This window comes from Crocinitomix catalasitica ATCC 23190, assembly GCF_000621625.1.
Lineage (GTDB): Bacteria > Bacteroidota > Bacteroidia > Flavobacteriales_D > Crocinitomicaceae > Crocinitomix > Crocinitomix catalasitica.
In genome coordinates this window covers 64,762-84,232 of the sequence record NZ_JHXV01000011.1, presented here as the reverse complement: position 1 = coordinate 84,232, position 19,471 = coordinate 64,762, and the positions used below count along the sequence as shown (strand labels likewise).

Annotated in this window: 11 protein-coding genes; 5 read left to right on the top strand and 6 right to left on the bottom strand. The window is 34.8% G+C overall.

Going from position 1 to position 19,471, the window contains the following annotated elements; translation table 11 throughout:
• The first annotated feature begins 66 nt into the window (after positions 1-66).
• From T367_RS0108965 to T367_RS0108955, 3 genes are all read left to right on the top strand, one after another.
• Complete coding sequence (locus tag T367_RS0108965) at positions 67-3,552, top strand: T9SS C-terminal target domain-containing protein (RefSeq protein ID WP_027419549.1); 3,486 nt, start codon at positions 67-69, stop codon at positions 3,550-3,552.
• Between the two features lie 10 nt (positions 3,553-3,562).
• Positions 3,563-5,050, top strand: coding sequence for a PorP/SprF family type IX secretion system membrane protein (locus T367_RS0108960; protein WP_027419548.1), 1,488 nt, complete (start codon positions 3,563-3,565; stop codon positions 5,048-5,050).
• 149 nt (positions 5,051-5,199) lie between these two features.
• Positions 5,200-6,993 (top strand): M61 family metallopeptidase, encoded by a 1,794-nt coding sequence (locus T367_RS0108955; protein WP_027419547.1) that lies wholly within the window; start codon positions 5,200-5,202, stop codon positions 6,991-6,993.
• Positions 6,994-7,596: 603 nt separating this feature from the next.
• Here T367_RS0108955 and T367_RS0108950 read toward each other — a convergent pair.
• From T367_RS0108950 to T367_RS0108925, 6 genes are all read right to left on the bottom strand, one after another.
• A complete protein-coding gene (locus tag T367_RS0108950) occupies positions 7,597-11,364 on the bottom strand; it encodes a T9SS type A sorting domain-containing protein (protein WP_084274357.1) in 3,768 nt (1,255 codons plus the stop codon).
• Positions 11,365-11,720: 356 nt separating this feature from the next.
• On the bottom strand, positions 11,721-13,418 hold the full coding sequence (locus T367_RS0108945; RefSeq protein WP_027419545.1) for a LamG-like jellyroll fold domain-containing protein: 1,698 nt from the start codon (positions 13,416-13,418) through the stop codon (positions 11,721-11,723).
• 160 nt (positions 13,419-13,578) lie between these two features.
• Positions 13,579-15,387: a tetratricopeptide repeat protein gene (locus T367_RS0108940; RefSeq protein ID WP_027419544.1), complete on the bottom strand. Its 1,809-nt coding sequence runs from the start codon at positions 15,385-15,387 to the stop codon at positions 13,579-13,581.
• A gap of 91 nt (positions 15,388-15,478) precedes the next feature.
• Complete coding sequence (locus tag T367_RS0108935) at positions 15,479-16,516, bottom strand: bestrophin family protein (RefSeq protein WP_027419543.1); 1,038 nt, start codon at positions 16,514-16,516, stop codon at positions 15,479-15,481.
• 102 nt (positions 16,517-16,618) lie between these two features.
• Complete coding sequence (locus T367_RS0108930; protein ID WP_245593035.1) at positions 16,619-17,092, bottom strand: GNAT family N-acetyltransferase; 474 nt, start codon at positions 17,090-17,092, stop codon at positions 16,619-16,621.
• A gap of 81 nt (positions 17,093-17,173) precedes the next feature.
• The gene (locus T367_RS0108925) at positions 17,174-17,620 is read right to left on the bottom strand and encodes a hypothetical protein (RefSeq protein ID WP_027419541.1); all 447 of its coding nucleotides are present in this window, start codon (positions 17,618-17,620) and stop codon (positions 17,174-17,176) included.
• A 178-nt stretch (positions 17,621-17,798) separates the two neighbouring features.
• Here T367_RS0108925 and T367_RS0108920 point away from each other — a divergent pair, with 178 nt between their 5' ends.
• The gene (locus T367_RS0108920) at positions 17,799-18,209 is read left to right on the top strand and encodes a hypothetical protein (RefSeq protein WP_157454177.1); all 411 of its coding nucleotides are present in this window, start codon (positions 17,799-17,801) and stop codon (positions 18,207-18,209) included.
• Between the two features lie 175 nt (positions 18,210-18,384).
• Positions 18,385-19,470 carry an efflux RND transporter periplasmic adaptor subunit gene (locus tag T367_RS0108915; protein WP_027419539.1) on the top strand — a complete coding sequence of 362 codons (1,086 nt, stop codon included), beginning with the start codon at positions 18,385-18,387 and terminating at the stop codon, positions 19,468-19,470.
• Position 19,471: the final 1 nt, after the last annotated feature.

The window sequence follows — 19,471 nt, the reverse complement described above, 5'->3', positions numbered from 1 at the left end:
GCAACAAATCAACTACTTATAAATTCAGTATCAAAATATATTTGTGATGGAATTAAAACCACACAAATGAAATTGACATATATACTATCTTTTCTGTTATTATTCGTTGGAATAAATTTTGCGTTTGCACAACCCCATTCCGAATTTTCACTAACGCGTTCTGCAGGCTGTATAAACACAGACGTTGAATTCACCAATTTATCTACTGGTGTTATTGCATCTTATAATTGGGATTTTGGTGACGGAACAAATTCTGAAGAAATGACACCAACTCATTTGTATGATTCGCCAGGTACTTTCACCATTACCTTAACCGTGGAAGATGGTGATGGATTATCAGACTTTTTTTCAAGAACCTATACAGTTCGACAACCAGCAGCGGATTTTAATTTTGCTCCTTCACATGGTTGTAGTATTCCAACTTCTATATTTTTTACAGATTTGTCAACCTTACCAGATACTTGGAATTGGAGTTTTGGAGATGGCGGAACCTCAAGGGCGCAAAACCCTATTCATACCTATTCAACTGGAGGCGAATTTACCATTGTTTTAACCGTTTCAGATACAAATAATGGTTGCGTTGATAGAATTGAGCAAATATTACGTATAGGTAGTCCGGATGCTATTATAGACGGATCCTCACATTTTGGATGTGGACCCTTTACTGTGAATTATACAGAAAGCTCTGTTAATACTGGATTCGGCGAAATCACTGATTGGTATTGGGATTTCGGTGATGGAACCAGTTCGGACGAGCAAGAGCCAACTCATATTTACGAGCATAGTGGAATTTATACAGTATCACTCACTGTGACCAATTCTTTAGGATGCACAAAAACAGATACCAAATCGAATTTCGTACAAGTTATTGGACCAGAGATTGATTTTAGTTCAGATATAGAATCTGCAGCATGTCCCGACCTAACAGTTAATTTTACTGACCATACCGTATTTAGCGCACCACTTATTTCGTGGAACTGGAATTTTGGCGACGGTTCAACTTCTACTTTACCAAACCCAACGCATACTTTCACAGATTATGGAGAATATGATATATCACTAATTGTAAGTGACCTTGATGGCTGCTCAAGAGCTTTTACGCAATCCGGTTTTATCAATATAAAAGATACAATTCCGCCTACTTTTGATATTTGCCCTACCAATCAAACTGGCAGTTTATCTGCAAGTTGTGATTTTGAAATAATCGATTATAGTTCTTTAGCCACAGTAAGTGATAACTGTACTGACCTTCTCACGATAATACAGACCCCAGCACCTGGCACTTTAATTAGCGCAAATCAATTAATATCGTTACAAGTAACGGATGAAAGTGACAGTATGACTACTTGCTCATTTAACCTGAACCTCATCGATGAAATTGCTCCTACTATTATTTGTCCGGAAAATCAACGGGTTAGTTTTGATGAGGATTGCTCCTACACACTATTGGACTACACCAATTTAGCTACAGCAAATGACAATTGTTTAGCACCGATTATTACGCAATCTCCAGCAGCAGGTACGATTATTACAAGTACACAAACGATTATTTTAACATCAACAGATACGGCAAGTAATGCAGTTTCTTGTTCTTTTGAAGTCATCCCAACTGATGTTACGGTTCCAACAATTAATTGCCCTGAAGATATATCTACAAATAACGATTCGGGAGTATGTGGTGCAACAATAACCTATTTAACACCCGTAGGAATTGATAACTGTGCTCCAACAACAATTTTAAGTGAAGGATTAGCAAGTGGAAGTATTTTTCCGATTGGCACGACAACCAATACTTTTGTTGTGACTGATGAGGCTGGTCTTGAAGCTGAATGTTCTTTTGACATAACAGTATTTGATATTGAAGATCCAACGATAACATGCCCTATAAATCAATTGGAATCTTTAAGTGAAGATTGTGATTTTGTATTGCCCGATTATACAGCTTTAGCAATAACAACAGACAATTGTGGTGATGATTTACTTATAACTCAAAGTCCTACAGCTGGCACAATTATAACAAGTGAAACAATTATTACACTATCTACTGTAGATGCAAGCAGCAATGAAGCTAATTGTACATTCACAGTTTTTTTAATCGATGAAATCAATCCTATTATTAGCTGTCCTGAAAATCAAAATGTAAGTTTTGACGAGGATTGTGCTTTTACATTAGTCGATTATACATCATTGGCAATAGCAACTGACAATTGTTTAACACCTACAATTTTACAATCACCAGCTCCCGGCACGATCATCTTTTCGACGACAACTATTATGCTAACAGCAACGGATACAGCCGGAAATGTCGCTACCTGTTCATTTGAAGTAATCCCTGTTGACGACACACCTCCTACAATATCTTGCCCTGCTGATATTACAGTAAATAACGATCCCGGCATTTGTGGTGGAACAGTCACTTATGCTACACCGATTGGTGAAGACAATTGTTCGGCAACAACTATAATAACAGACGGATTTGTCACTGGAAGCGTTTTCCCAATTGGCTTAACTCTTGTCAATTATAGGGTTAACGATGAAATCGGTTTAACCGCTACTTGTTCGTTTAATGTGACCGTTATTGATAATGAAATTCCTGAATTGGATTGTCCTCCTTCTATTTCTATTGAAAATGACCCAACTGTTTGTGGGGCGAATGTTGCTTATGATGCGCCCCTATTCAACGATAACTGTGCTGACCCTATCTTTAGTCAAATAGCAGGTTTAACTTCTGGTGCTCTTTATCCTATTGGAACGACCATTAATTCATTCGAATTGGTTGATGCCTCGGGTAATGTTGCGACTTGCTCTTTTGAAATTGAAGTTATTGATACCGAAAATCCATCTATTGTTTGTCCAGAAAATATAACGACTTGTGATTCTATTATAACTATACCTGATCTCATCGCAGTAGATAATTGTGCAGTAGCGCGTATCGAATTAATCAGTGGAATAGCATCTGGTGATATATTTCCCCTTGGTATCACAACCAATATGTATGAAGCAATAGATGTTCATGGCAATTCAGACCTCTGTACTATGACCATAGAGCGATTCGAAATACCTACAATTAATGCTGGAACGGACCAAACAATAAATGCTGGATTTGCAGTGGAGTTAAATCCTACAACCTCGATACCAGTAACTTATCAATGGACACCTCCAATAGGGTTATCTGAAACAGATATCCAAAATCCAATCGCAAATCCAGAACAAACTACTTTATATACCATAATTGGAACTACGGAAAATGGATGTACAGCAACCGATGAGATTTTGGTCTATGTGAGCCTAGAAATTGAAATAAACAATTTTATCAGTCCAAATGGTGACAATAAAAATGATACATGGCAAATAAAAGGACATTATTTACTGGGTAATTGTTCCGTAAAAATAATTGATAGTTGGGGCCATTTAATTTATGAAAATAAAGGATACGATAATATGTGGGATGGCACACATGAGGGTAGAGAATTACAAGCAGGTAATTATTATTATATCATTGATTGTAGTGATGGTCAACCTGAAACTGGAAGTATAACATTAATCCGTTAAATAAGAGATTATGAAAATTATTAAGCAATTCGCAACAGTGATGATGGTAATACTTTCAATCACAGCAAAAACACAGCAGAGCAGTTTAAATACATTGTATAATCAAAATCAATATTTAATTAATCCAGCAGCAGCAGGATTGGAAGATTGTTTTTCGGCTTATATAAATCACAGAAATCAATGGGTTGGCATTAATGATAGTCCAGTTAGAAATGCACTAACACTTGATGGAAGAGTATTTGGTGCACATGGTATTGGGATAGATGCACGCATGGAGCAAGCTGGTTTATTGCAGAGTTTTAATGCCAAATTAACCTATGCTTACCATATCAGGTTGTCTGAAGACGCCAATTTAAGTCTTGGTATATCGGCTGGAATGATTCAACAAAGTTTTGCTTTTTCAGATGCCATTGCGACAGATTATACTGATAATTCACTATTATTTGCGAATCAATCTGACTTGGGTTTTACTTCCGATGCTGGCATTTTATTTACGAAGCCACGGATACGAATTGGCTTATCTGTCCCTCAAATATATTCACGTGGTTTAACGACTTATTCGAATGATGGGTATGATGACTATAAATTAGTACAACATTATAATTTACACGGATCAATTGATGTAATTAAAACGAATAATTGGATTGTAACACCTTCTTTATTATATAAAAATGCTGATTTTATCGGTCATCAATTCGATATTGGATTGCATGCTGAATGGAAAAATATTTTTGGCTTAGGTAGTATTTATAGAACGTCCTATGGTGTGATCGGAATGGTTGATTTAAATCTGAAAGGTAAATTTAAAATTGCATACGGCTACGGTTTTGGAGGAAATCAATTGGCAGGATTGTCAAGTGGATCGCATGAAATTATGATTGGAATCAAATTGTGCAGAAAACAGCCACAAAATTCTGAAACTCCTATTATACCAATTGACGAATCATCAGAAATAATAGAGGATCAAGAAGAGTCGATGATTGACGAGGTTGCACCACATCAAATCGCACCTGAAAGAGAAGAAAATCGTATTGTAGAAATAGATTCGGTAGCACCAAAAGCACAGCAAAAAGCGGAAGATGTTAACCCTATGGTTTCAGCAATTAAACCTAATCAATTGAATATAGACTCGTTAAATAGAAGTTTTGAAATGACAGATAAATTGATTGTGTTCGAATTGAATTCTGCTGCCCAAATTAACTCAAAGAATGAAGATAAAGTAACGCAAGAAGTGGCTAATATTTTGAAGCAACATGACGATTTAATTGTACACATTATTGGTCATACATGCGACCTTGGTTCTAACGGCAATAATTATAATGTCGGTAAAAATAGGGCAATAACACTAAAAAACACCTTGTTGAAACTTAAAGTGGATGATCTACAAATAGAAACTGAATCATTGGGTGAATCTAATCCAAGAAAACCGAATGATTCGGAAGAAAATCGAATGCAAAATAGACGTGTACAGTTCGTATTTAGCCGAAAAGAACAATAAACATGGATTAATAAAGCACAAATTCGTCACATTTCTATGGAAAAACCAATTTGAGCTACAAATACAATGGGTTCATCTAAATTCCTATTGATCATTGACATTTAGACGGTATATTTGGTTAAGTATTACCCAAAACTAACCCAAAATCAATGTTTTTTAAATTTATATCCTTCGCATTTTTATGCTTTCCTTTTTTTATTTTTGGTCAAAGCAACAACGTTCATATCGACTTAACTAGTCAAAGTTATGGTGAACTAAAAGTCATACATCAAATTGACGAGTTATCTGATGAAAACAATATGCTCATCTTTCCTTCCATTATACCTGGTATGTACGAAGAGAATAATTTTGGTCAATTTATATACAATGTAGAAGTCACGTATAAAGATGGATCAAAATTAATTCCTAAGCAGAAAAAAACAAATGCTTTTATTCTCAAAAATCCAAGTGGAATTAAGCAAATTGAATACACGGCAAAACAAACACACCAAATAAGTCCGTTGTCAGTCGGAATATTTAAACCTGCCGGCACTAATTTTAATGATTCTTCTTATTATCTCCTAAATTTCCATGCAATAGTGGGCTATTTCGAAGGACTACAAGAAAGTGCGTATAAAATTCATGTTAAAAAAGGTGATCGCCAAGGAATTGGAGCACTTGAAGTAGAAGCAAAAAATGAAATTGATATCATAAAAGCAGAGACTTACGACCAATTGGTTGACAGTCCTTTTTTGTATACTACTTTTAAAGAAAATGATTTAATAGAATTTCAGGTAAACAATATGCAGGTGCAAATTGCTGTTTATTCAGAAAACGAAATCGTTAATGCCGCCTATTTCGCCGATGAAATAAAAACAATCGTAACTGAAGCTGCACAAAACGAACTCTTAAATAGTTACTTACCAAACAAATACTGTTTCTTGTTTTGCTTCGAATACTCCAACGGCTTAATGCAAGGTGCTTTAGAGCATAAATCATCTTCCGTATACAGTTTTTATACAGACACAACAGGACTTGTGGACTTGGTATCAGAAACCGTAGCACATGAATTCTATCATGTCCTTACACCGATGAACTTAACGAGTAATCTTATCTCTCCTTATAATTTTTATGATCCCAAAATATTTTCTGGTCACCTATGGCTGTATGAAGGGGTAACAGAATACTTGGCTTATAAAAACAATTTAGCTGCTGGCCTAATGAATAAAGAGGAGTTTTTTATGATGCTGAAAAACAAAGATAAAAGCACTTTATACTACAAAAAACATTCAATGTTAGATGCAAGTCAAAATATTCTAAGTAAAAAAAGTCAAGATTATTTTGGTAACTATTATGACAAGGGTGCGCTAGTCGGTTTCTATATTGATTACTTAATAACAATGGAAAGTAATGGAGAGAATAATATTTCAACTTTGCTAACTTATTTACTGCGAAAGTATGGCAAAGACAAACCTTTTGATGATGCGCTTTTATTGGAAGAATTATCTAGTAAATTCGAAGCGATTAGGCCGGCATTATACGCTTGTATTGTAGGAAAGGAAGATGTACCATTAGATAGCCTGTTTTCGGACTTAAATATTCGAATAGAAGAGTCGGAAGATAGTATAAGTTACAATCGATATACTTATGGTTTTAGAGGTATGCGTTATCTTGCAAAAGGGAAATACTTCACTACGACATCAAGTCGAATTAATGATGAGACCGGTCTTAAAAAAATAGAAATTCACGAAATCAATGGTATACCAAGTGAATACTGTAGTTTCCTTGACTTTTTCGAAAGTAATGCAGACGATATGGTATTAAAAATTAAGGCTAATGGTATGATTAAAGAAGTTACACTAAAACCGGAACTTAACTCAGGTGCATATCATCCTACTATTGCCGTTTTACCACCTGCAGGTTCGAATGAAATGAGAACCATTCAACATTTAATTAAATTTTAAGTACTTTTTAATTCTAGTTATTTGGTACTTATGCGATAACTTAAGGAATACTTATGCCTTTTAGAAAAGCATTATGTTTAATCGAAAAACTTATGGTTTTATAAGGTACGTGTTATTTTGGATAAGGAAATTACTTCACTGCGACATCAAGTCGAATTAATGATGAAACTGGTCTTTAAAAAATAAAAATTCACGAAATCAATGATAGAATAGTGAATACTTTAGTTTCCTTGACTTTTTCGAAAATTATGCTGACGATATGGCCTTAAAATTAAGGCAGATAGTATGATTAAAGAAGTACCACTGAAACCAGAACTTAACTCAAGTGTAGATTATTCTACTATTACGGTTTTACCACCAGCAGGTTCGAATGAAATGAGAACCATTCAGCATTTAATTAATATTATAAGTACTTGTTAATTCTATTTATTGATACTTAAGCGATATCCTAAGACATATTTATTCCTTTTTGGACTATCTATATACTACGCGTTTTTTAAGCGGTCTATCGTGACCTAAAAAACAAATACGCCGATCATGTTTCCATGACCGGCGTATTATTCAAAACATTAAAAGGCTAGCTTTCGCCAGCCTTTTGTATACTTATTTTTTAATCACTTTTGAAATTGTGTTTGCTCCTTCATTCGAAGTCACTTTTACAAAATAGATTCCATCAGCAAAATCACTCATTGAAATCATTTCTGTATCAACAGTGTTTCCATTTAAAATTATTTGACCATTGCTAGTTGTAATTTCATATGAAAATTGACCTTCAGCTTTCACTGTAATAAAGTCAGTAGTTGGGTTAGGGAAAATTTCAACAGTATTAATTTCTTGTCCATCAACACTCAATTGACTTTCAATTACAACTGTATGCTCACCTTCACAACCTTCTTCATCACGAACAACTACAGAAAAGATTCCACCAGCTAATCCTACTAAATCTTGAGAATCATCAAAATCTCCTGTTCCATCATTATCCCAATCGTATACATATGCACCATATCCACCAAATACTGCGATGTTAATCTCAGCGTCATCTCCAAAAAATTCATTTGTAACTGCAGAAATAATTTGAATTGAATCTTTAGTTTCAATGTCAATTGTAGACATATTAGTACAACCATTAGCATCTGTTCCAGTAACAGTATAAGTTAAAATACCCATTTCAGTAGAAACGAATCCTTCACCATCAACTACATCACCTTCCCAAGTATAAACCTCAGCACCAGTTCCCATTAATGAAACCTCATCACCAAGACAAACTTTAGTATCTTCTGCCGTTGCAACAACAACTGGCTTTTCAAATACTACTAGTTCTCTTGTTGCAGAATTAGTACAACCATTTTCGTCAATACCAGTTACTGTATAAGATCTAGTTTCATCCGGTGAGAATCCTACTCTATCAAAGATACCGCCTGACCAACTGTAAGAAACAGCTCCTTCACCACCTAAAAACGCAACGTTTCCAAGACAAACAGTCTCATCTCCAGCAATCGTTACAATAGGTAATTCATTTACAATGATTTCAATAGTAGTTGAATTTTCACATCCATTTTCATCAATAGTAGCTACTTCGTAAGTTCCTGTTACTTCTGGCGAAAATGCCATTCCATCAACAACATCTCCAGCCCAAGTAATTGTTCCTTCACCAGCTGCAGTTAATGTAACTGATTCTCCAAAACAAATTTCGTCTTCGTCAGCAGTAATAGCTATTTCAGGTAATGCATTCACAGTAATATCAATTCTAGCTGAAGCTTCACAACCGTTACGGTCAACACCAGTAACTGTATAAGTTCCTGATCTTTCAGGAGAGAATGAAACACCGTTCACTACATCATTATCCCAAGTATAAGTATCAGCACCTGAACCAGTCAAGATGACAGATCCTTCAATACAAATTTCTTCTACATCTGCAGCAGCTGTAACGATTGGTAATTCGTTTACAACAACTTCTAAAGTAGCTGTATTGATACAACCATTTTCATCAACTCCTGAAACTGTATAAGATGCTGTTGCTTCTGGTGAAAAAGATTCTCCATCAACTACTTCACCTTCCCAAGTATAATCTTCAGCTCCTGAAGCTGTCAATGTTAATTCGTCTCCGATACAAATCGCAGATTCACCTAAAATAACAACTTCTGGTAATGCATTTACAATGATTTCAATTGTCGCTGTATTTTCACATCCATTATCTCCAGTTGTCATTACTTCGTAAGTTGCTGTTGCTTCCGGTGAAAAAGATTCTCCATCAACTACATCACCAGCCCATGTAAAATCAACAGCATCAGTTGCTGTTAATACAACAGAACCACCAATACAAAATTCAGTGATATCAGCAGTTATTCCAATTGCTGGTAATTCATTCACTGTGATTTCAATTGTTTCAGTATCTACACAACCGTTACGGTCTTCACCAGTAACTGTAAATGTTGTTGTTTCAGACAATGTAAAAGCTTCTCCATCAACTGCAGCATTATCCCAAGTATAAGTATCTGCTCCTGATCCTGTCAAAACGATCTCTTCTTCAGCACAAATTTCTATTAAATCTGCAGCAGCTTCAACTACTGGTAATGCATTTACTACAACTTCAATTGTTGTTGTATTTTCACATCCATTTTCATCTTCTCCTATTACTTCATAAGTAGCTGTCTCAGTCGGGAAAAATTCCTCACCGTTAACAACACCACCGTCCCAAGTATAAGTTGTAGCTCCTGTTCCTGATAAAGTCAATCCTTCACCTAAACAAATAGCATCTTCTCCTGTAATTCCGATTCTTGGAATTTCGTTTACTACTATTTCAATTGTCGCTGTATTTTCACATCCATCATCTCCTATAGTTGTTACTTCATAAGTAGCTGTTGCTTCTGGTGTAAATGCTTCACCATCTACAACATCACCAGACCAAGTAATTGTTCCTTCACCGGCAGCTGTTAATGTTACTGATTCACCATTACATAACGCTTCATTATCAGCAGTGATTGTTAATAACGGTAATGCATTTACTGTAATTTCAATTGTTTCAGTATCTACACAACCGTTACGATCTTCACCAGTAACTGTAAATGTTGTTGTTTCAGACAATGTAAAAGCTTCTCCATCAACTGCACCGTTATCCCAAGTATAAGTATCTGCGCCTGATCCTGTCAAAACAATCTCTTCTTCAGCACAAATCTCTGTTAAATCTGCAGATGCTTCAACTACTGGCAAAGCATTTACAGCAACTTCTATTGTTGATGTATTTTCACATCCATTTTCATCTTCTCCTGTTACTTCGTAAGTTGTAGTCTCAGTCGGGAAAAATTCCTCACCGTTAACAACACCACCGTCCCAAGTATAAGTTGTAGCTCCTGTTCCTGATAACGTTAATCCTTCACCTAAACAAATAGCATCTTCTCCAGTGATTCCGATTCTTGGAATTTCGTTTACTACTATTTCAATTGTCGCAGTATTTTCACAATCATTCTCACCAATAGTAGTTACTTCATAAGTAGCCGTTTCTCTTGGTGTAAATGCTTCGCCATCTACAACATCTCCTGACCAAGTGATAGTTCCTTCACCTACAGCAGTTAATGTTACTGACTCACCATTACAAATTTCCATTACATCTGCAGTAATTTCAATTGCTGGCAATGCATTTACCGTGATTTCTATTGTCGCAGTATTTTCACATTCTGCTCTATCCGTTCCAGTAACTGTATAAGTCCCTGACGCTTCCGGAGCAAATGATTCTCCATCAACAACTTCGTTGTCCCAAGCATATGTATCTGCGCCAGAACCAGTTAAAACGATTGATTCTCCTGCACAAATTTCTGTAAAATCTGCAGTCGCTTCAACTTCTGGTAAGGCATTAACAACAACCTCTAATTCAGCTGTGTTTGTACAACCATTTGCATCAACACCTGATACTTCGTATGTAGCTGTAAGTTCTGGAGTAAATGGTACACCGTCAACAACTTCACCTTCCCAAGTGTACACCAATGCACCTTCACCTTCAAGCGTTACAGAAGCACCAGCACAAATAGAAGCATCTCCTAAAATACTAACCTCTGGTAATGCATGAACGATAATTGTTACTTCTGAAGCACAATCGTCTTCACTATCACTTGTTGCAGTAAAAACTATTTCTCCTGCTGTTTCAGTTATATAAGGCTCTCCATTCAAGAGATCGTTATCCCAAGTGATCGTTCCACCATTTAAAGACACCGCTGTCAAGGTTAATTCACTTCCTACACAAATTTCGTCGTCAGAAATTGTTAGGGTTAAAGCATCAAGATCTTCATCTTCACATTGCCCCCATGAGGCGGCACTCAATAATAATGCCCCCGGCACCATCAAGAGTCGCAAGTTGTTCCTAAAATTTAATCTCATAAGTTAAGTAGTTTAATTTCATTTAATTATTTAAAAAATTCCCCCAATCAAATTGTCGTATTTGAACAGAAGAAATATCGAGTTGCCAACTCTACGAATCCTAAAGAAGATTGGTTGCTTTTCAAATGTTAATTTTTTTAAGTATACCTGTTTTCAGGGATACAGTTTATTCGTTAACAATAGAATAACGCCTACATATTTGAACTAAATCGGCAATCGTCTTGCTTAAATCGAAATATTATATATTCTTTTTAACTTATAATCAAACACTTGCAATAAATTAAATATTAATGCCTTAATAAAAAAGCCGTTCAATTGTAAAATATTGAACGGCTTTTAAAGTAAAATTGAAATGCTTATTCTTTGATTACTTTAATCGTTTTAACTTTATTATTCGCCGTTATAGTCATGAAGTATATTCCTCTCGTTTGGCCATCAAAAGAAAGATTAATCAGATTGGTATCGTGATATATCTCTTCATTAATGATTTGACCGGCTATGTTAGACACACTAATATTAACAGTAGATAAAATAGTGCCTAAATTAACCGTCAACCTATCATTTACGGGATTTGGATAAATTACAACGTCCTCAAACGGAAGGTCATTCAAACCAACATTTGAAATTGTAACTGTATTACAGATAGAGGTATCAGAACAACCATCGATTGTTAAAATCAAAGCATATTCACCATTCACTTCTGGTGTAAAACTTTGTTCTGTCGCACCAATAATAATCTCATCCGTAACGCAGTCCATCCATTGATATGTTCCTTCATCCGATACAGCTGTCAACGTATCCTCTTCTTGCGTAATCAAGACATCAAACTCATTAATAGTTAAATTAATTGTCAATATACTATCACATCCTAAAACATTCAATATTGTATCATGTACAACAGCAGTTTCCGTGTAAGTTTCATCACCACTTGGAACAGTATAAGAAAAACAAGCCATTTCATCTATTGTCGCATAACTAGTATTGAATCTAAGATTGATAACTAGAATACTATCACAACCCATTGTATTTGGAATAGTATCCATATAAGTTCCTTCTTCATCATAAGATTCATCGCCACTTGGAACAGTATAGGTTCCACATGTCAGTATTGAAATTCCAGCGTGTGTAGCATCTGATCTTAGCTCAATAGTAATAAGACTGTCGCAACCAGAAACACTTGTTAAGGTATCCAAATATGTACCAGCAGTCACATAAGTTTCATCTCCACTAGGAACGGTATAAAAGTCACAAAATCTCTCCGAAATAAAAGAGGTTTTAGCCCCTGTAATTCCATCTGTATAATTCGATATTGAACCGTCTAATTCAAGATTAAAGTAATCCCCGTCAATATTTCCTTTGCTGTCAATTGCCCCTTCTAATTCAGTATTATCACTATCAATTCTTCCTTCTGTAAATTCATAGCACAATACTAATTCCTCTAGGGACAAATCATAATCACATAAATCTTCATAAAGAGCGACAACATTTTCCTCAGATATAGCAGTATTCCAAAGTCCAACATGATCTAATTTACCTTGTAGATAAAAACTGTTCTCTTCGGTTGTAAAATACATTCTTCCTATATCTAATGAAGTTGTACTTGAAGAAATTATTCCAGATGCTTCCCCACTTGTCACATTTATTCCATTGTGGTAAAGAATCGTGTTGGCACCGTCATAGACAAAAACAAAATGGTTCCATTCATTTAAAACCAGTCCTCCATAAGAAATATCGTATGTTGTGCCCGCTTCATTACGAAACCTAGCTTCAACATCTGTTCCTCCTAAGTGCATTACATAGAAATCAGCATCTGTATTATTTCTGAACCCAGCAAAGCCATCAAAATCTGGCCATCCTGCATCCACATTTTCTGGATAAACCCAAAACGACAAAGCTATTTCTGAAGAGTCTGCGATCATTGAAGACGCATTTGGCACTGAAACAAAATCATCGATACCATCAAAATGCATCCCTGTTTGCGCATTCGATTGAAACACCATACCTACTCCGAAAATTAAACAGAGCAGGTTAAATTGATTGTAAATTCTTTTCATCTTTTCATTACTTAAATTAATTTATACTTAAATGCAATCAACAAAACTTTCATGTCTGTTGAGCAACATTCTCGAAAATAGGTAAGATGATTAGTGTTTAGATGATTAAAGAGGGTAACAATAGGTTAACTATGATTCTAAACTCTTTATTTACAATTGTTTAACTTACCGATTTTAACAAATCAACTAAATTACTTTCAGCCTTCAAATGCATTTTTTTTCGAATTCTATGGCGCAAAACTTTCACAGATGCAGGTGAAATTCCTTTAACAGTTGCAATTTCTTTAGTTGTTAAACCTAATCTTAACATCGCACATAACTGCTGTTCATTTTGTGTTAAGCTTGGATATAATTGCAACAATTTCATTTTAAATTCATGATTAATTTTATCAATATTCTCCTGATAAAATTTCAAATTCTTATCGATAAACAGCTCTGATCGCACATCAGAAATTAACGCTTTTAAATCAATCTCTATTTGATTGGATGAACTTAGATTAGTCAGTCTATTCAATAAATCCTTATTAAAAGACTGCTTACGACGAAGGTCTATTGCGAAATCAGTGAGGTCATTGTCTTTATTATCCAACTTAATTGATAATTGTGAACTTTCTTTGGACTTAACTGCCAACCGTTTTTCAACCTTGTTTTTTTCGACACCTAATAGCTCAGTTTTCTTTTTTTGTTTAGCTCTATAAATTAAAAATAAAATCAAAACTATAATGAACAATAGTGAATACACCAATATTAACAATCTTGTACTTACTTTTCTTGAAGCTTTTTCTCTCGCTACAGATTCGGATAATAATTGATAACTCGTTTTTAGATTTTCTAACTGAAATTTAACTAATCCATTTATACCAAAGTTCGCTACCATTTTTTGTTGCTCAATTCGGTCACGAACTAAAACAAGTCTTTTTAATGCCTGACTCGCTTTGTCAGTTCGATTCGTTTTTTCATATAAATGAATCAGTACGCGATAATAGTCAACTAATAAATTTGGAGCATGTTGTAAATTATTGAATGCCAATAATAATTTATTTTCCGCGGCCTTAAAGTTTCCCAATTCAATCTCCAGTTCCGCATATTTTATTTGGTAAAAACCAAAATGTAAACTGTCATGATTGCCTTGTCTGTTTAAATCATAAATTAAATTCGTACTCGCCTCCAAATTCTCTTGTGCCGCATGCATCTTGCCAAGACTGAGTTCGAGGCTTCCAATATTACCGAGTATTATAGCAAACAATAAACTGTCTGTTTGATTAGGTGATTCTAGCGCCGTATAAAATTCAATCGCATTTTCATATTTTTTTAAAGCCTCATGATCTTGACCTTGCATTTTTAGGTTGTGAGCAATATTGTTGTTACAATGCATGAGTAAAGATGGATCCTTCAACTCGATTGCAATTTTAAGCGCTTTATTGTAATAATAATTCGCCGAATCATACAATTCGACCGTAGTATTTAAATAAGCTAAATTCTCAATTGTATAGTAGACTTGCTTTTTTTCGCCACCACTTATTAAGTCTAAATGCTCTTTTCTGTAATTTATAGCAAGGTCCAAAACACCTAATTTTTCAAGCGATATTGATAAAATATCAACAAAACGAATGCTGTCTGACAAAGTGAATTTTGGCGTTTGTTTGAGCAAGTTAAAAACTGTTTCAATTGCTAAATGGGGTTGTCCATAAGTTGTTTGTAAATATGCATATTCTAGATTCCCACGCATCACGCCATGCACATTATTCGTTTTCTTTGACAACTCCATTGCCAATTGTAAATAATCATTCGCCAGTATCGAATCTCGTCCAATATACCAATGACTTAAATCATATGCACTTGAAATAATTTTATCTTCTGACGCTGAATGATATTGACGTTTAAGACTATCCAACTCAGTTTCATTCGACCAAATGGCTGCCGAAAAGAGTAAAGCAATATAGAGACAAATCTGTTTTTGAAAAATCATGATTAAAAATGGTCTATCGTACAAAGACTAGACTTACAAATATAACTTATGGAATACTATTAAATTGAATTCACCTACTTATCATAAATAACTACATCAAAACCCCGTTCTTTGCTTCGATTGCATCAGGCAAATCGGTTTCTCCTATCATTTCTAATAAATCAATTTCTATCACTCTGCAAATGGACAACATTGGAATGTCATTGTAGAGTCCCTCAAAAGGATTTTCAGAATAATCACCAACAAGTTCCATTACAACATAAACCCAACCGATGATTACGATAAAAGGAATAGAAAACCAACTGCCCCAATCTCCTAATTTTGCAAATTCAGTAACAACACCAAATGGTAACATGAATACAAATAAGCAAACGAAAATAAAACTCATATTGGCATATTGTCGAGGCAAAGGGAATTTCTTAATTCTTTCGGCCATTCCTTGAAAATTATAGAATTCTCGCAACACCTCTTGCAATTCGACATGATCCAGATCACTGACACAGCCTTTTTTTCTTAAAGCAGCTATGTCTTGCGCTTGTTTATCGATAATTTGTGTTGCGGTATTTTTAAAATTAATCAACTTTTCATACTCGTCTTCCTGAAGGTATCGTTTTAAATTGTCTTCGGATGCTTCGTCATTAAACAATCCGACGCCAATTGTCTTTCGACTACGTCTAGCGAAACGCCCAAAACTTCCTCTTAAATTTACATGCTCCCATTCTGTAGACAATAATAATTGAGAACGCAAAGCATACAACCAAGCAATATGGCGATTTATCAATTTTTTATGAATAGCTTTTAACTCTTCTTCATTCTGAGGCTGCTCATCCGATTCGCTCACGATTAGACTCCTGATCATTAAACCCCAACTTCGACTGCTGTTAATAATACTTCCCCAAATTTTTCTGGCTTCCCAAAGTCTATCATAAGACTGATTATTCTTAAAACCGACATAAAATGCGACAGCTGTACCTATAACTGATAAGGGCAACCAAGGAATTGTGAATCCACGCATGAATGAAAATTCATACAAGCAAACGACAATTAACGCCCACAGAGTTAACCATACCAAATGATGACCTGTAAAAGCCATAATTCCACGGAAAGTCGTATTCTTTTTTACTAGCATAATGTTCTTGGTTTATTTGGAAAAATAGGCATTATTAAAAACCTATTAATGATTCAGTCCTATTTATCTAACGATCTCGATCTTAATTAACCTCCGTCTTTATTAAGACAATTGCATTTCCATTTGATATAAATCGAATCCTTCCGCCCAGAAATTCTGTTCTGTTTTAATTAATTCGAAGCCCATTTTCTCGTAGAATTTATGCGTCAATTGTGTCGTGCGAACTTCAATTTTTTGAATTTCTGGAGCCTTTTCTTTGATCCAGCTTATGCGATGTTCAATTAATTTTTTTCCCCATCCTTGTCCATGAAAATTTGGATCAATCACATCCCAAGATATTCTGGCTAAACTCGCAGCGCTAAAATAATTTATGCCTCCCGAACCAATTATTTTTCCATTGACTTCAACTATAAAATAGTCTTCAATTTCATTATCTAAATAATTATTAAGATCAGTTGCTTCGTCCGGATGGAAATATTCGGGCGTATTTTTCGCTAAAATTGCAAGAATTGCAGCTTTGTCAGAATTTTTATACTTTTTGAATATTGGTATCATTCGAATTATACGCTTATCCATTGAATTTACTGAAACACCCAGCCCAATTAAAACTCATTGTTCAAGTTGAAAAAAGGGTATTGAACGTGTAAATCCACCTTTTTATTTTGGTGCACCTACTTTTTTATAGATTTTTTCAACACCATCTTCTCTAAAGATAATAGCATCTACAGCATCTCCTTTTCTTCGAATTGAATAACCTTCAATCACCTGTTGAGCAAATTCAACTTTAGGATCGTTACCACCATTTTTACAATTATCCTTGAACACATAAAATGTCAAAATTAAACTGTCTTTATAACTAGAAAAAAGTCCTCCATATTTTTCACAATAAATCATCTCATCACTAACAATTGTCGATTTTTCACTGTAACCGTATGCGTCCAAACTAATAATTGCATCAGGAATTAATTTTTCCTCCCCTTTCTTGCTTTTTCCTTCTTGTGCCGTTTCGTAAATGTAAAATCCAACCAAAGCATTATCTACTGATTGTGTCCATGAATTGAACTGAAGGCAAACTGCAATAAGTAATATCGTTTTTTGTAACATGAATTAGCGTGGTTTTTTGTTTAAACGTAATTGCTTTTAAAATGATTGCACGAACGTTTAAATTTAAGCTGCAATTTACCCATTTACAGTTGTCATTTTGTAAAAATTAACAAAATTATAAGTTTTCAAATCAACATATACCAATAAACTTTATATAGCTTTGCACCCGATGGTTAAAATGGCGCTAAAATATTTTATATGTTTTAGTCTACTCTTTGTTGGTGGATTAAGTTTGGTGTCTGCAAATTCGTTTGCGGTTACTGAAAATCAATCTATTGAATCAGTTGGCACATCAATTCAACATCACCCTATTTTTCATACCAACGAACTTGAGTTTAAATCAGCGCATTCTGCCTCTTATATTCGTGATTTTGGATATGACGCTACAGAGTTAGAATTAGATGAAGACAAAGTAGTCAAAAAGAAACCTGGTTTTCAGAAGAATAATTTTTTACCTTCACTTGATATTAATCATCGTCCATTTTTAATTGATGCGCAAGCGCCTGTAAAATGTAACGATGAAATAGCGCATTATAATGCGACTCCCGCTTGCAGAAGACATCTCTTACTGCGCGTTTTCAGAATATGATACCTTCTTATAACTAACAATTTACGATTGTTAGTCCTGACGCTTTTCTAGCGTTATTTTTTTTCGAAGACTTTGTCTTTCAGTAATCGAATATGTGCATTCAATTTTGCCCAATTCAAAATAAACAATCAATATCATAACAGCCGATTTATATCGGGAATTAAGTAAAATAATTATGAAAAAAATGCTCGCTTGCATTGGTTTAATCGCTTTGTTTACAACATTTAGCTGTAAATCAGAACACGAAAAATCACACGAAATTGATACCAAGTTTTTGGTCACCAATCCCGTATTACTCGATACTTTTTTAGTTAAACAATATGTCTCACAAATACATTCAATTCAGCATATTGAATTGCGCGCACAGGAACATGGTTACCTGCAAAAAATTTATGTAGACGAAGGTCAATTTGTTAAAAAAGGACAGATAATTTTCCAAATTATGCCGAAGCTTTATGAGGCTGAAAAACAGAAGGCACAAGCCGAAGTTAAATTCGCAGAAATAGAATATCAAAACACCAAAAAACTAGCTGACAATAATGTTGTTGCGCCAAACGAATTGGCAATGGCTGAGGCTAAATTAGACAAAGCAAAAGCAGAATTGGCTTTAGCACAAGTGCATTTAGATTTCACAGAAATTCGCGCTCCTTTTGACGGTATCATTGACCGTTTTCTTGTTCGAGAAGGTAGTTTGATTGATGAAGGTGATTTACTAACCAACTTCTCTGACAATAGTAAAATGTGGGTCTATTTTAATGTGTCCGAATCGGAATATTTGGATTATCAAACAAAGCTGAGCAAGGATAGTATTTTAATCGTCTCTTTGCGCATGGCTAATGGTAAAATGTTTGATTTTGCCGGTCGTGTTGAAACAATTGAAGCGGACTTTAATAACGAAACTGGTAATATCGCATTTAGAGCAACATTCCCAAATCCGAATGGTCTTTTAAGACATGGCGAAACAGGAAGCGTATTGGTTGAAACGCCGATGAAAAACGCCCTTGTGATTCCTCAAATTGCAACTTATGAGATTCTTGAGCATAAATATGTTTTTGTCTTGGATGAAAACGATGTTTTGCAAGCAAGACAAATCAAAATTGCCGACGAAATTCAACATATATACATTGTTGAAAGCGGTTTAAACAAGGATGATAAAATACTTTTAGATGGATTAAGAAAAGTAAAAGCAGGTCTTAAAATTGACTATGAGTTTCAGTCACCGAATTCTGTATTATCGAACTTAGGATTGTATTCTGAATAGT